The sequence below is a fragment of the Streptomyces sp. NPDC055025 genome (genome assembly GCF_053608565.1).
On the sequence record NZ_JBSGVS010000119.1, the window covers coordinates 1 to 13,445 of the forward strand.

13 protein-coding genes and 1 pseudogene are annotated in these 13,445 nt (G+C 71.8%); 3 read left to right on the forward strand and 11 right to left on the reverse strand.

Features of this window, described 5'->3' with window-relative positions:
• Window positions 1–117: 117 nt before the first annotated feature.
• From truB to rimP, 7 genes are all read right to left on the reverse strand, one after another.
• Window positions 118–1,017: a tRNA pseudouridine(55) synthase TruB gene (truB, locus tag ACWGDX_RS38300; protein ID WP_453633305.1), complete on the reverse strand. Its 900-nt coding sequence runs from the start codon at window positions 1,015–1,017 to the stop codon at window positions 118–120.
• Window positions 1,014–1,493, reverse strand: coding sequence for a 30S ribosome-binding factor RbfA (gene rbfA, locus ACWGDX_RS38305; RefSeq protein ID WP_453633307.1), 480 nt, complete (start codon window positions 1,491–1,493; stop codon window positions 1,014–1,016). The genes truB and rbfA overlap by 4 nt, the downstream gene beginning before the upstream one ends.
• A 55-nt stretch (window positions 1,494–1,548) precedes the next feature.
• Entirely contained in the window at window positions 1,549–1,842 is a 294-nt protein-coding gene (locus tag ACWGDX_RS38310; RefSeq protein WP_363085732.1) for a DUF503 domain-containing protein, read from the reverse strand.
• 166 nt (window positions 1,843–2,008) lie between these two features.
• On the reverse strand, window positions 2,009–5,227 hold the full coding sequence (infB, locus tag ACWGDX_RS38315; RefSeq protein ID WP_453633309.1) for a translation initiation factor IF-2: 3,219 nt from the start codon (window positions 5,225–5,227) through the stop codon (window positions 2,009–2,011).
• Between the two features lie 149 nt (window positions 5,228–5,376).
• A complete protein-coding gene (locus ACWGDX_RS38320; protein ID WP_453633311.1) occupies window positions 5,377–5,667 on the reverse strand; it encodes a YlxR family protein in 291 nt (96 codons plus the stop codon).
• A gap of 253 nt (window positions 5,668–5,920) precedes the next feature.
• Window positions 5,921–6,985, reverse strand: coding sequence for a transcription termination factor NusA (gene nusA / locus ACWGDX_RS38325; protein WP_453633313.1), 1,065 nt, complete (start codon window positions 6,983–6,985; stop codon window positions 5,921–5,923).
• A gap of 2 nt (window positions 6,986–6,987) precedes the next feature.
• Complete coding sequence (gene rimP, locus ACWGDX_RS38330; RefSeq protein ID WP_365906305.1) at window positions 6,988–7,485, reverse strand: ribosome maturation factor RimP; 498 nt, start codon at window positions 7,483–7,485, stop codon at window positions 6,988–6,990.
• A gap of 187 nt (window positions 7,486–7,672) precedes the next feature.
• On the opposite strand from rimP, the gene ACWGDX_RS38335 reads away from it, so the two are divergent.
• Genes ACWGDX_RS38335 through ACWGDX_RS38345 form a run of 3 tightly spaced genes read left to right on the forward strand, consistent with a single transcriptional unit; the run spans window position 7,673 to window position 9,584 of the window.
• Window positions 7,673–8,221 (forward strand): hypothetical protein, encoded by a 549-nt coding sequence (locus ACWGDX_RS38335; protein ID WP_453633315.1) that lies wholly within the window; start codon window positions 7,673–7,675, stop codon window positions 8,219–8,221.
• Entirely contained in the window at window positions 8,218–8,640 is a 423-nt protein-coding gene (locus ACWGDX_RS38340) for a ferritin-like domain-containing protein (protein WP_453633317.1), read from the forward strand. The genes ACWGDX_RS38335 and ACWGDX_RS38340 overlap by 4 nt, the downstream gene beginning before the upstream one ends.
• Window positions 8,641–8,672: 32 nt before the next feature.
• Entirely contained in the window at window positions 8,673–9,584 is a 912-nt protein-coding gene (locus ACWGDX_RS38345; RefSeq protein WP_453633319.1) for an aminoglycoside phosphotransferase family protein, read from the forward strand.
• Window positions 9,585–9,701: 117 nt separating this feature from the next.
• Here ACWGDX_RS38345 and ACWGDX_RS38350 read toward each other — a convergent pair whose 3' ends face one another.
• The 4 genes and pseudogenes from ACWGDX_RS38350 to ACWGDX_RS38365 form a co-directional block, all read right to left on the reverse strand.
• Window positions 9,702–11,393 (reverse strand): proline--tRNA ligase, encoded by a 1,692-nt coding sequence (locus ACWGDX_RS38350; RefSeq protein WP_453633321.1) that lies wholly within the window; start codon window positions 11,391–11,393, stop codon window positions 9,702–9,704.
• 93 nt (window positions 11,394–11,486) lie between these two features.
• Window positions 11,487–12,068, reverse strand: coding sequence for a GNAT family N-acetyltransferase (locus ACWGDX_RS38355; protein ID WP_453633323.1), 582 nt, complete (start codon window positions 12,066–12,068; stop codon window positions 11,487–11,489).
• 15 nt (window positions 12,069–12,083) lie between these two features.
• On the reverse strand, window positions 12,084–12,944 hold the full coding sequence (locus tag ACWGDX_RS38360) for a GNAT family N-acetyltransferase (protein WP_363085811.1): 861 nt from the start codon (window positions 12,942–12,944) through the stop codon (window positions 12,084–12,086).
• Between the two features lie 361 nt (window positions 12,945–13,305).
• Window positions 13,306–13,445 (reverse strand): annotated as a pseudogene (locus tag ACWGDX_RS38365) (flavodoxin-dependent (E)-4-hydroxy-3-methylbut-2-enyl-diphosphate synthase); the annotation flags it as partial.

Here is a 13,445-nt window from a genome sequence, read left to right on the forward strand (position 1 = left end):
GGGGGGGGGGGGGGGTTGGCGGGGGCGTGGTGGCCCCCCCGGCCCCCACGGTGGGGCCCCGGCTCCACGGCGGGACCGGTCACGGTGGCCGTGACGGATGGGCCCGCCGCCGCGGGATCAGCCGAAGACGGCGAGGCTCCTGGCCTTGCCGCGCTGTGCCTCGACGAGCGCCAGGAAGCGCCCCTCGGGACCGAACGCGGCGACCGGCGCGGAGTCGAACGCCGGCATGTCCAGCCGTACGCCGTTGAGCAGCAGCCCGGCCCGTTTCTCGTCCACGTCCCAGCGCGGGAACGCGGCGGCGGCGGCCTCCGCGACCGGCATGACGGTCAGCTCCCGCTGGAGTTCGTCCAGCGTCCTCGCCGCGTCCAGCGCGTACGGGCCCACCCGGGTCCTGCGCAGCGCGGTGAGATGGCCGCCGACCCCGAGCCCGGCGCCGAGATCACGGGCGAGGGCGCGGATGTACGTACCGGACGAGCAGACGACGGAGACGACCAGATCGAGGACCGGGGTGCCGTCGTCGGCGACGGCCTCGCGTACGTCGTACAGCCGGAACGAGGAGACGGTCACCGGCCGCGCCGGGATCTCGAACTCCTCGCCGCCGCGCACCCGTGCGTAGGACCGCTTGCCGTCGATCTTGATGGCGCTGACCTTGGAGGGCACCTGCATGATCGCGCCGGTCAGCGCCGCGATCCCGCTGTCGATGGCGTCGCGCGCGACCAGGGAGGCGTTCGCGGACGAGATGATCTCGCCCTCCGCGTCATCGGTCACGGTGTTCTGCCCCAGCCGGATCGTGCCGAGGTACTCCTTCTCGGTCAGCGCGAGATGTCCGAGCAGTTTCGTGGCCCGCTCCACACCGAGGACGAGGACCCCCGTCGCCATGGGGTCCAGGGTGCCGGCATGGCCGACGCGCCGTGTTCCGGCGATTCCGCGCATCTTGGCGACGACATCGTGCGAAGTGAAGCCCGACGGCTTGTCCACGATGACAAGGCCGTCGGGCGTCCTGTTCTGCTGAGTCATTCCGCGGCGGCACCGTCCGTGCTGTCCCCGTCCGCACCGTCGGGGGTGTCGTCGGCGTCGTCCGCCTTGCGGTACGGGTCGGCCCCGGCCGCGTATGTCTTGCCGGTGGACACCTCCCGTACCTCGGCGTCCTTGGCACGCGCCCGGTCGAGAAGGTCCTCGATGGTGCGCGCGTTGTCCGGCAGGGCGTCGGGGACGAACGCCAGCGTCGGGGTGAAGCGGACGCCGGTCTGGCGGCCCACCTCGGAGCGGAGGACGCCCTTGGCGCTCTCCAGGGCCGCCGCGGAGGCCGCGCGCTCCTCGTCGTCGCCGTAGACCGTGTAGAAGACCGTGGCCTCCCGCAGGTCTCCGGTGACACGGGCGTCCGTGATGGTCACGAACCCCAGTCGCGGGTCCTTGATACGCCGGTCCAGGGTCTCCGCGACCACGACCTGGATGCGATCGGCCAGCTTGCGGGCCCGCGCGTTGTCGGTCACCGGTCCGTCACTCTTCCTTCTGGGTTTTCTTGTCTACTGGTCAGTCTTCGTCTGGTCAGTCTTCGTCGCCGTACAGCCGCCGCCGTACCGACAGCAGCTCCACCTCGGGATGCCCGGCGACCATGCGTTCGCACCGGTCGAGCACCTCGGTGAGATGGCCCCAGTCACCGGACACCACCGCCAGACCGATCTCGGCCCTGCGATGGAGGTCCTGGCTGCCGGTCTCCGCCGCGCTGACCGCGAATTTCCGCTGGAGCTCGGCGACGATCGGCCGGACAACGGAGCGTTTCTCCTTCAACGACCGTACGTCGCCGAGAAGCAGATCGAAGGACAGCGTCCCCACATACATGCATGTCCGGATGTCCCGCCGGTACGGGTTCGGTGCCCTGCCAGCGCTTGGCAGGGGCACAAGAACCGTACACGCAACGGCCGGGGCCGATCGACGGAAATACATACCGTCGACCGGCCCCGGACCTCGGGGGGCTGGAGGAGTCCTCCAGCGACCGCCCTGTGCGTCAGCCGCGCGGCTTCTCGCGCATCTCGTAGGTGGCGATGACGTCGTCGATCTTGATGTCGTTGAAGTTTCCGAGGTTGATACCGCCCTCGAAGCCCTCGCGGATCTCGGTGACATCGTCCTTGAAGCGACGCAGACCCTGGATGTTGAGGTCCTCCGCGACGACCTTGCCGTCGCGGATGAGCCGGGCCTTCGTGTTCCGCCTGACCTCGCCGGAGCGGATGAGAACACCCGCGATGTTGCCCAGCTTGGACGAGCGGAAGACCTCGCGGATCTCCGCCGTACCGAGCTCGACCTCTTCGTACTCCGGCTTGAGCATGCCCTTGAGGGCGGACTCGATCTCCTCGATCGCCTGGTAGATGACCGAGTAGTACCGGACGTCCACGCCTTCGCGCTCGGCCATCTGCGCGGCACGCCCCGCGGCGCGCACGTTGAAGCCGATCACGATGGCGTCGGAGCCCATGGCCAGGTCGATGTCCGACTCGGTGACCGCGCCCACACCGCGGTGCAGGACCCGGATGTCCACCTCTTCGCCGACGTCGAGCTGGAGCAGCGAGGACTCGAGGGCCTCCACCGAACCGGACGCGTCGCCCTTGATGATGAGGTTGAGTTCCTGCACCAGACCGGCCTTGAGGGCCTCGTCCAGATTCTCCAGGGAGAACCGGACGCCCCTGCGGGCGAAGGCCGCGTTCCGCTCGCGGGCGGCACGCTTCTCGGCGATCTGCCGGGCCGTACGGTCCTCGTCGACCACCAGGAAGTTGTCACCGGCACCGGGCACATTGGTGAGACCCAGGACCAGGACGGGCGTCGAGGGCGTCGCCACGTCGACGTTGTTGCCGTTGTCGTCGAGCATGGCCCGCACACGGCCGTACGCGTCACCGGCGACCATCGTGTCACCGACGCGCAGCGTGCCGCGCTGGACGAGCACGGTGGCGACGGCGCCGCGGCCGCGGTCGAGATGGGCCTCGATCGCGATGCCCTGCGCGTCCTGCTCCGGGTTGGCCCGCAGGTCGAGCGAGGCGTCCGCGGTCAGGACCACGGCCTCCAGCAGGCTGTCGATGTTCAGACCCTGCTTGGCGGAGATGTCGACGAACATGGTGTCGCCGCCGTACTCCTCGGCCACCAGCCCGAACTCGGTGAGCTGACCGCGCACCTTGGTCGGGTCGGCACCCTCGACATCGATCTTGTTGACCGCGACCACGATCGGCACGTCGGCCGCCTTGGCGTGGTTCAGCGCCTCGATCGTCTGCGGCATCACACCGTCGTTGGCCGCGACCACCAGGATCGCGATGTCGGTGGACTTGGCGCCACGGGCACGCATGGCGGTGAACGCCTCGTGACCCGGGGTGTCGATGAAGGTGATCCTGCGCTCTTCACCGTTGACGTCGGTGGCGACCTGGTACGCGCCGATGTGCTGGGTGATACCGCCGGCCTCGCCCGCGACGACGTTCGTCTTGCGGATCGCGTCCAGCAGCCTGGTCTTACCGTGGTCGACGTGACCCATGACGGTCACGACCGGCGGCCGGGACACGAGGAATTCCTCGCCGCCCTCGTCCTCGCCGAACTCGATGTCGAAGGACTCGAGCAGCTCGCGGTCCTCCTCCTCCGGGCTGACGATCTCGACGACGTAGTTCATCTCGTCGGCGAGGAGCTGGAGGGTCTCGTCGGAGACGGACTGTGTGGCCGTCACCATCTCGCCGAGGTTCATCATCACGGCGACGAGCGACGCCGGGTTGGCGTTGATCTTCTCCGCGAAGTCGGTGAGCGACGCACCGCGCGACAGCCGGACGGACTGTCCGTTGCCACGAGGCAGCATCACACCGCCGACCGACGGGGCCTGCATGGCCTCGTACTCCTGGCGCCTCTGCCGCTTCGACTTACGGCCACGGCGGGCGGGCCCGCCGGGACGGCCGAACGCGCCCTGTGTGCCACCACGGCCGCCGGGACCACCCGGACGTCCGCCGAAGCCTGGACGGCCACCGCCGCCACCGCCGCCGAAGCCACCGCCGCCGCCGGGACGGCCCGGAGCGCCGCCACCGCCGCCGCCACCGGGACGACCGGCGAAGCCACCGCCGCCGCCACCGCCACCGGGACGGCCCGCGAAGCCGCCGCCGCCACCGGGACGACCGCCGCCGCCACCGCCACCGCCGGGACGACCCGCACCGCCACCGCCGGGACCACGGCCACCGCCGGGACCGCCGCCGGGACGGGGACCCGCCGCGGGACGCTGGGGCATCATGCCCGGGTTGGGACGGTTACCACCGGGGCCGCCGCCGGGACCACTCGCGGAGCGGGGGGCCTGCGGACGCGGCATACCACCGGGGGTGGGACGTCCGGTCTGACCGCCGGGACCGCCCTGCGGACGGGGACCGCCCTGGCCGGAGCCCTGCGGACGCGGACCGCCGGGGGCACCGGGGCCGCCGGGACGCGGGGCGCCGCCGGGACGGGGCGCCTGCGGGCGCGCCATACCGGTGGAACCGCCGGAGGTGAAGGGGTTGTTACCAGGACGCGGACCGGCCGGACGGGCACCGGGACGCGGGGCCTGACCGGGGCGCGCGCCGCCGGAGCGGCCACCCTGGCGCTGATCACGGTCGCCGCCACGCTGCTCACGGTCGCCACCGCGCTGCTCACGGTCGCCACCACGCTGCTCACGGTCGCCGCCCTGGCGCTGGTCGCGCTGGTCGCTCCCGGGGCGGGCCGACGGACGCGGTCCAGGGGTGCCACCGGGCCGGGGACCGGCGGCCGGGGCCGACGGGGGCGCGGTGAACTCCGGGGCGGCCGGAGCGGCGGGAGCCGGCTTCGGCGCGGCCGGGGCGGGCCTGGGGGCCGGCGCCGGACGGGGTCCGGGGCTCGGCGCGGTGGGAGTGCTCCTGGGAGCCTCGGCGACGGCCGGCTTGGGAGCCGGGACACCGGGCTTGGGTGCGGCGGGACGCGCCGTCTGGGCCGGTGCCCCCGGCGAGGGTGCCGACGGGACGGCGGGGGCGGCCGGTGCGGCCGGCCTGGCGGGGGTCGCCTTGCGCGGCGCCCCGGGCTTGGCAGTGGTCTTGCCGGCGTTGCCGCCGGGCCCCTGCAAAGCATCAGTCAGCTTACGTACAACTGGCGCCTCGATCGTCGACGACGCCGAACGGACGAATTCACCGAGTTCTTGGAGCTTGGCCATGACGACCTTGCTCTCCACGCCGAACTCCTTGGCGAGTTCGTATACCCGGACCTTAGCCACTTCGCTCCTTTTAGGTCCGGGTTACCGCCGGACCGTCGCTACTTCATGGGCGTACTCATCGCGTACTCATCGAGTGCTCATCGCAATCTCGACCTACTTCCAACTCGCGAGGTACCTGAACCGCACGGGGTCCCGTGCCGTACTTCTTCTTACAGTGCTGCCTGCACCGTCACTGCCTCGACGGCCCGGCGCAGCTCCGCGCTGTCGAGCGGACCCTGGACCCGGAAGGCCCTGGGGAACGCCCGGCGGCGGACCGCCAGATCGAGACAGTTCAAGGCGGGGTGCGTGTACGCACCCCGGCCGGGCAGCGTACCGCGTCGATCGAGGACACACTGCGTCCCGACCACCACGATGCGCAGCAGATCGTTCTTGGCCGCTCGTTCCCGGCACCCCACGCAGGTTCGCTCAGGGCAGGCTCGGGCGCTCGTCCGGCCGGACATGTTCAAGTCTACCTCCCCGCGCCGACCTCACCCCTTTGGGGCAAGACTCGAACGCGTGACAGCTCTGAAGATCGTGTCAGCTCGTCCCGGCTCATGGCACGGGACCCGTCGCGGTGTGCGACAGGGACCCGCCCGAGATCATTCCCGAGGACCGGCACCCGACGGACCGGCACCCGGTGAACCGGCATCCGACGGACCGACGGCCCGGAGCCCGACGGCAGCGGAACCCGGGGGCCACCGCTGGCGTCGGCGGTCAGCCGCGCTCGCGGTCACCGCCACGGTCGCGGTCACCGCCGCGCTCGCGGTCCCGGTCGCCACCACGGTCACGGTCGTCGTCCGTCTGCTCCGTGTCCGGGCGGATGTCGATCCGCCAGCCGGTGAGCCGGGCTGCGAGCCGTGCGTTCTGCCCTTCCTTGCCGATCGCCAGCGAGAGCTGGTAGTCCGGCACGGTCACCCGCGCGGAGCGCGCGGCGAGATCCACGACCTCGACCTTGCTGACCCGGGCCGGGGAGAGCGCGTTGGCCACCATCTCGGCCGGATCGTCCGACCAGTCGACGATGTCGATCTTCTCACCGAGCAGTTCGGCCATGACATTGCGGACCCGGCCGCCCATCGGACCGATGCAGGCGCCCTTGGCGTTGAGGCCGGACCGGGTCGACCGTACGGCGATCTTGGTGCGGTGGCCGGCCTCGCGGGCGATCGCGGCGATCTCGACCGAGCCGTCCGCGATCTCCGGGACCTCCAGCGCGAAGAGCTTCTTCACCAGATTGGGGTGGGTACGGGAGAGCGTGACCGAAGGGCCGCGCACCCCCTTGGCCACCCGCACCACATACGTACGCAGCCGCAGACCGTGCGTGTACTCCTCGCCCGGCACCTGCTCCTGCACCGGAAGGATGGCCTCCAGCTTGTCGTCCAGCTTGACGAGGACGTTCTTGGGGTCCTTGCCCTGCTGGACCAGACCGGCGACGACATCGCCCTCCCGGCGCGCGTACTCGCCGAAGGTGACATCGTTCTCGGCGTCCCGCAGCCGCTGCTGGATGACCTGGCGCGCGGTGGTCGCGGCGATCCGGCCGAAGTCCGACGGGGTGTCGTCGAACTCCTTGGGCTCCTGCCCCTCCTCCAGCTCGGCGGGGTCCTCCTTGGCCCAGACCGTGACATGGCCGTTGTCCCTGCTCAGAACGGCCCGCGCGTGCCGGCGGCTGCCCTCCGTGCGGTGGTAGGCGATGAGGAGGGCGGATTCGATCGCCTCGACCAGCAGATCGAAGGGGATCTCCTTCTCTTGTGCCAAGCCCTTCAGGAGCTTCACATCGATGTCCACGGCTACGCCTCCTCTTCCTTCTTGTCCTTGCGGCTGAACTCGATCTCCACCCGCGCCTTGGCGATCCGCGCGAACTCGACCCGGCGGGCGGTGGGCTTGCGCCCCTTCACACCCGGCACTTCGAGACCGAGCCCCTCGTCGTCCACGGTGAGGATGCGGGCCACCAGCTCGCCGTCCTCGTGGAGCTGGAACCTGGCCAGCCGGCCGACGGCGCGCAGATAGTGACGGTGCTCGGTCAAAGGGCGCTCGGCGCCGGGGGAGGTGACTTCGAGCTGGTACTCGTCCTCGCCCATCACGTCGGTCTCGTCGAGCTTCTCGGAGATGGAGCGGCTCAGCTCGGCACACTCGTCGAGGTCCACGCCCTCGTCGGAATCGACCACGACTCTCAGCACACGACGCCTGCCTGCCCGGGACACCTCGATCTCCTCCAGATCCAGGTCCTTCGCGCTGACGAGCGGTTCCAGCAGTCCGCGCAGCCTTTCGCTCTGGGTGGTGCTCATCCGGGTGACTCCTCGGCCGCGTGTGCTGTTGTGGGATCGTCGTGTGTCAGATCAAAGGGTATCCGGTCCGAAGGGGTGTTGCCGTCCACCCGTCCGTGACCCGCGGGTACGCTCGCCTGCGGTGATCATCGCGAGGCCCGAGGAGAGACGCGTGGGGCGCACGGGGACGACACGGAGGCGTGCGCTCATGGCCGCGGGCGCCGCGGGAGCCGCGGCGGCCGGTCTGCTGGCGGGCTGTACCCCCGATTCCGCGGGCGGACGGAGGTCCGGGAGCGGGACGGCCGCCGCGCGGACCGAGAGCGCGCTGCGGCGGCGGTCCGCCGCCACCAGCCGGGCGCTGCTCGGACAGTACGACGCGGTGCTGGCACGCCACCCGGACGAGGACGAACTGCTGACCCCGCTGCGGACAGCGGTCGCGCGGCAGGTGGACGCGCTGGCGCCGGCGGCACGCGAGTCCGCGCGCCCGTTACCCTCGTCCGCCCCTTCCGCGTCCGGGCCCGGATCCGGGTCCGAGTCCCCCGGTGCCTCGACCGGACCGAGGCCGCCGGTGCTCCCCGCCGTCGCGGACGACCCGGCGCAGGCCCTCAAGGCGCTGGCGACGGCCGAGCGCCGGACCGCCGACGCGCATACCGCCACTCTTATGGACGCGCCCCCGGAGCTGGCCAGGCTGCTGGCCTCCCTCGCGGCGGCGAGCGCCGCCCACGCCTATCTGCTGACGGAAGGATCCCGCTCGTGAGCACCGGTGCGCTGGCCGCCGCGCAGGCCGCACTGGCGGCGGAGCACGCCGCCGTGTACGGGTACGGAGTCGTCGGCGGCCGGGTCGGCGGCGACCGCCGGAGCGAGGCGGACGCCGCGTACACCGCGCACCGGGCCCGGCGCGACGCGCTCACCCGGACCGTGCGCGACCTCGGCGGGAAACCGGCTGTGGCGGAGCCCGCGTACGCCCTGCCGTTCGCGGTGCCGGACGCCGCCGCGGCCGTACGGCTCGCCGCCGAGCTGGAGGACCGGATCGCGGGCGTCTACTCCGATCTCGTACGCGCCGCCGAGGGGCCGCTGCGGCGGGAGGCGGCGGACGCGCTGCGGGAGGCCGCGGTACGCGCGGTGCGCTGGCGCGGCACCGGCGTAGCCTTTCCTGGGCTCGCCGAGCGCGTGTGAGCCCTGGGGCCACGAAGGGGAACGACGCACGTATGGGTTTCGAACCGCCGCAGCGTCTGGTGCGCGCGCTCGGCCGGCAGTACGGCGAGCCGGCCGCCGACGAGTGGCTGAACCGCCTCCCCGCCCTTGCCGGGGAGGCGGTCGCGGCGCGGGGGCTGGAGGTCGAACGGGTGGTCGCGCCGGGCGGCCGGAGCGGTCTGGTGGTGCTCGTACGGCGGCCGGACGGGTCCCCGGCGACACTCAAGATCGCCCCGTCCCTCGCGGCTCCCTCGCTGGAGCGGGCGGCGCTGGCGCACTGGAAGGGCTGGGGCGCGGCCGAACTGCTCGACGCCGCCGACCCCGCGTCCGCCACGGACAGCGCGCTGCTGCTGGAACGTCTCCAGCCGGAGATCTCGCTGCGCTCCCTGCCCGAGGCGAAGGCCCTGCTGGAAGCGGCGGGTACGGTACGCAAGCTCTGGGTCGACCCGCCCGTGGGCCATGGCTTCGAGACGGTGGCCGAGCGGACGGCGCGGGAGGCGGCGGCGCTGCGCCCACCGGAGGACGGGAGCCTCGCGCCGCTCGTCTCGGCCGCGCTGGCCGCGCGTGACGAGCTCTGCGCCTCCTCGGCGGAGACCCGGCTCCTGCACGGCGCCTTCGGCCAGGGCAAGGTGCTCGCGGGCGACCGGACGCCCTGGCTCGCGGTGGGACCTGAGCCGCTGGTCGGTGAGCGGGCCTACGATCTCGCCCGGCTGGTCCGTGACCGGGTGGAGGACCTGGTGGCGGCCTCTTCCGGTCCCTCGTCGGCCCGCAGACGGGTGAGCAGGCTGGCCGATTCGCTGGAGGTGGACGCGGAGCGGCTGCGGGGCTGGACGCTGTTCCGCGCGGTGGAGTCGGGGGTGAAGGCGCTGGGGGCGGGGCGCCGCCAGAGCGGTGAGCTCCTGCTGGAGTTCGCGGGCTGGCTGTGACGCCGTACGGGCCCGAAAGGATTCGGGCCCGTACGGCGACGGCGGACCGGGGCGCTCCGGAGTCCCCGGGCGGTCCGTGAGGCCAGGCGGTGCGGTCCGTGAGGCCAGGCGGTGCGGTCAGGCGGTGAGGCGGGCGATGGCCTCCTCGGCCGTCAGTTCCTCGCGCTCGCCCGTACGGCGGTCCTTCAGCTCCAGGACGCCCTCCGCGGAGCGGCGGCCCGCCACCAGGATGTGCGGTACGCCGATCAGCTCGGCGTCGGTGAACTTGACGCCCGGGGAGACCCCGGGCCGCTCGTCCACCAGCACGCGCAGCCCCGCCGCGGAGAGCTTCTCGGAGACCTGGAGGGCCAGCTCCGTCTGGAGCGCCTTGCCCGCCGCCACGACATGGACGTCCGCCGGGGCGATCTCCTGGGGCCAGCACAGGCCCTGCCCGTCGGCCGTCTGCTCGGCCAGCGCGGCGACGGCGCGCGAGACGCCGATGCCGTAGGAGCCCATGGTCACGCGTACGGGCTTGCCCTGCTGGCCCAGCACATCGAGCTGGAAGGTGTCGGCGTACTTGCGGCCGAGCTGGAAGATATGGCCGATCTCGATCGCGCGGTCGAGCTTGAGGCCCGTACCGCACACGGGGCACGGGTCGCCCTCCTCGACGACGACCACGTCGAGATAGGTGTCGACCTCGAAGTCCCGTCCGCAGACCACATCGCGCGCGTGGGTGCCGGGCTTGTTGGCGCCGGTGATCCAGGCGGTGCCGGGCGCGACCCGGGGGTCCGCGATATAGCGGATCTTGAGGCCCTGTGGGCCGATATAGCCCCGTACGAGCTCGGGCCGGTCCTCGAAGTCCTCGGCCGTCACCAGCTCCACCACGGCGGGCGCGAGGTGTTCGCCCAGCTTGCCGAGGTCCACCTCGCGGTCGCCGGGGACACCCACCGCGGTGATCTCGCCGTCGACCTTGACGAGCAGGTTCTTCAGGGTCGCCGAGGCCGGCACCCCGAGGTACGCGGCGAGCGTCTCGATGGTCGGGGTGTCGGGGGTGTCCAGCTCCTCGACGGGGCCGTGCTCGGCCGTGCCGGGCGCGGGGGCCGCGAAGGTGACCGCCTCCGTGTTCGCCGCGTAGTCACAGGCCGGGCAGTCCACGAACGTGTCCTCGCCCGCGGCGGCGGGCGCCAGGAACTCCTCGGACGCGGAGCCGCCCATCGCTCCGGAGACCGCGGAGACGATACGGAAGTCGAGACCGAGCCTGGCGAAGATCTTCCGGTACGCGGCGCGGTGCAGCGCGTACGACTCGGCCAGACCCTCGTCCGTGGTGTCGAAGGAGTACGAGTCCTTCATCTGGAACTCACGGCCGCGCAGCACACCGGAGCGCGGCCGGGCCTCGTCGCGGTACTTGGTCTGGATCTGGTACAGCATCACCGGCAGATCCTTGTAGGACGTGCACTGGTCCTTGACGACCTGGGTGAAGATCTCCTCGTGCGTCGGGCCCAGCAGATAGTCGGCGCCCTTGCGGTCCTTGAGCCGGAACAGCAGATCGCCGTACTCCTCCCACCTGCCGCTGGCCTCGTACGGCTCCCTGGGCAGCAGCGCGGGCAGCAGTACCTCCTGCGCGCCGATCGCGTCCATCTCCTCGCGGACGACGCGTGAGATGTTGTCGAGGACCTTCTTGCCCAGCGGCAGCCAGCTCCAGATGCCGGCGGACGTACGGCGGACATACCCCGCGCGGACGAGCAGCTTGTGGCTGAGGGTCTCGGCGTCCGCCGGGTCGTCGCGCAGTGTCTTGACCATCAAACGGGACATGCGCTGGACCTGGGACATGGGGAACACTCCTGGCGTTCTGCGTTCTGCGTTCTCTCGGGTGATGCCTGGAGGTTAGCCGGGGCGCCCCGGCAGGCGGAAATCAGTTGTCGCTCAGCCGCCGCCGTCGCGCCGTCCGCGCAGTGGCAGCGGGGCGCCCATCACGGCGTACGGCTTGGGCGCGCTGGGGAAGTGGACCTGGCGGGCGAGGTCCTCGTAACCGAGCGCGCGGTAGAGACGGCGGGCCGGGCTCTCGATGTCGATGGCGGACAGGATCGACTTCGGCTGTACGGCGCCGTCCGTGATGGCGGTGATCAGCGCGCGGCCGATGCCGCGGGCCTGGAACTCGGGATGGACATGGAGTTCGGTGATCACGAAGGAGTCGTCGAGCCAGTCGTCGGAGGCGGTGGCGCGCAGATACGGCTCGACGACCGTGGACCACCAGTGGCCCCGGTCGTTCGGCAGGCCGTACACGAACCCGACGAGCCGGCCCGATCCGGTGGTCGCGCCGAAGGCACGGCAGCCGGGGTACATGAGATGCCGGAGCACGATATGGCGGCGTACCCCGATCTCGTCGTCGCTGAGCCCGAAGGCGAGGGCCTGCACGGCGAGTGCCTCGTCGACGCGTGAGGCGAGATCGACCGGCGCTACCTGGACGTCGGGGATCCGGGGGGTGTCCCCGGGGATGCTCAGCATGGCCGAACCCTACTTTCAGAAGAGCACGCTCATGAAGGCGCCCACCTCACGGAAGCCGACGCGCCGATAGGCCGCGCGGGCAGGGGTGTTGTAGTCGTTCACGTACAGGCTCACGACGGGTGCGACATCGGCCAGCGCGTGCCGTACGACCGCCGCCATACCCGACTCGGACAGGCCCCGGCCGCGGTACTCGGGGTCGACCCAGACGCCCTGGATCTGGCAGGCCTGGGTGGTCGCGGCGCCGATCTCGGCCTTGAAGATGACCCTGCCGTCGTCGATACGGGCGAACGACCGCCCCGCGCCGACCAGTTCGGCCACCCGTGCCTGGTAGAGCAGTCCGCCGTCGCCCGCGAGCGGGGAGACGCCGACCTCCTCGGTGAACATGGCGACACAGGCCGGCATGATCACCTCCAGCTCGTCCTTGCGGATACGGCGCACGAAGGGATCGGGCGCGACCACGGCGGGGATCTCCTCGGTCACCATCAGTGGCTGATGGGCGCGGACCTCGCGGGCGGGGCCCCAACTGGGCTCCAGCAGCCGCCAGAGCTGGGCGGTGGGCTCGGCGGGGCCGACGATCGAGGAGCAGCGGCGGCCGGTTCTGCGGGCGCGGTCCGCGAAGGCGCGTACGGCCTCGGGGCCGGCGCAGATCGGTACGAGATTGGCGCCGGAGTAGCAGAGGGAGCGCAGCCGCCCGTCCGCGTACCAGCCCCACATCTCGCCGCCGAGGCGCCAGGGGTCGAGTCCCGCGATCTGCACCCGGGAGGTCACGAAGGCGTTGGCGACGGGTTCGCTCTCCAGGATGGCGAGCGCGGCGCCGAGTTCACCGGGTTCGAGGACCCGAGTGGTGGTCTGCGTCAACACGAGGGGCCTCACCATACGGTCTGCTGATCCCCGCACTGTACCTGGCGGGTCCGTGGTGTGCCGCTCACAGGGGAAGGTCCCGCGGCCGATGCCCTGGGCAGGGGCCGCGGGACCCCCGGTACGTAGCCGCGGGACCCCGGTACGTAAAGGAGCGGGGGCGGGGACGATACCGGGGGCGGGGGCGGCGGAGGGCGGGAGGAGCCTGCCCGGAGCGGTCGCCCGAAGCCGGTTCGGAGCGGTCGGACGGAACCGGTTGGAACGGTCGAACGGATCCGGTTCGGAGCGGTCGCTCGGAGCCGCCCCGCCGGGATCCGCCGGGGGGATACGCCGCTGGGGTACGCCGACGGAATCCGTCGGGATACGCCGCCGGGATCCGTCAGCTCACGGAGACCTCGGGCTCGCCCGAGGGGATGCCGTCCTTCTCCATCTGTTCGGCGATCTTCATCGCCTCTTCGATCAGGGTCTCCACGATCTTCGACTCCGGCACGGTCTTGATGACCTCGCCCTTCACAAAGA

Coding starts and splice junctions, on each gene's coding strand:
- ACWGDX_RS38355 (WP_453633323.1), bottom strand. CDS start 12,068: ATGCTGAGCATCCCCGGGGACACCCCCCGGATCCCCGACGTCCAGGTA.
- truB (WP_453633305.1), bottom strand. CDS start 1,017: ATGACTCAGCAGAACAGGACGCCCGACGGCCTTGTCATCGTGGACAAG.
- ACWGDX_RS38345 (WP_453633319.1), top strand. CDS start 8,673: ATGGGTTTCGAACCGCCGCAGCGTCTGGTGCGCGCGCTCGGCCGGCAG.
- ACWGDX_RS38335 (WP_453633315.1), top strand. CDS start 7,673: ATGGCCGCGGGCGCCGCGGGAGCCGCGGCGGCCGGTCTGCTGGCGGGC.
- ACWGDX_RS38310 (WP_363085732.1), bottom strand. CDS start 1,842: ATGTATGTGGGGACGCTGTCCTTCGATCTGCTTCTCGGCGACGTACGG.
- ACWGDX_RS38360 (WP_363085811.1), bottom strand. CDS start 12,944: ATGGTGAGGCCCCTCGTGTTGACGCAGACCACCACTCGGGTCCTCGAA.
- ACWGDX_RS38320 (WP_453633311.1), bottom strand. CDS start 5,667: ATGTCCGGCCGGACGAGCGCCCGAGCCTGCCCTGAGCGAACCTGCGTG.
- ACWGDX_RS38350 (WP_453633321.1), bottom strand. CDS start 11,393: ATGTCCCAGGTCCAGCGCATGTCCCGTTTGATGGTCAAGACACTGCGC.
- rimP (WP_365906305.1), bottom strand. CDS start 7,485: ATGAGCACCACCCAGAGCGAAAGGCTGCGCGGACTGCTGGAACCGCTC.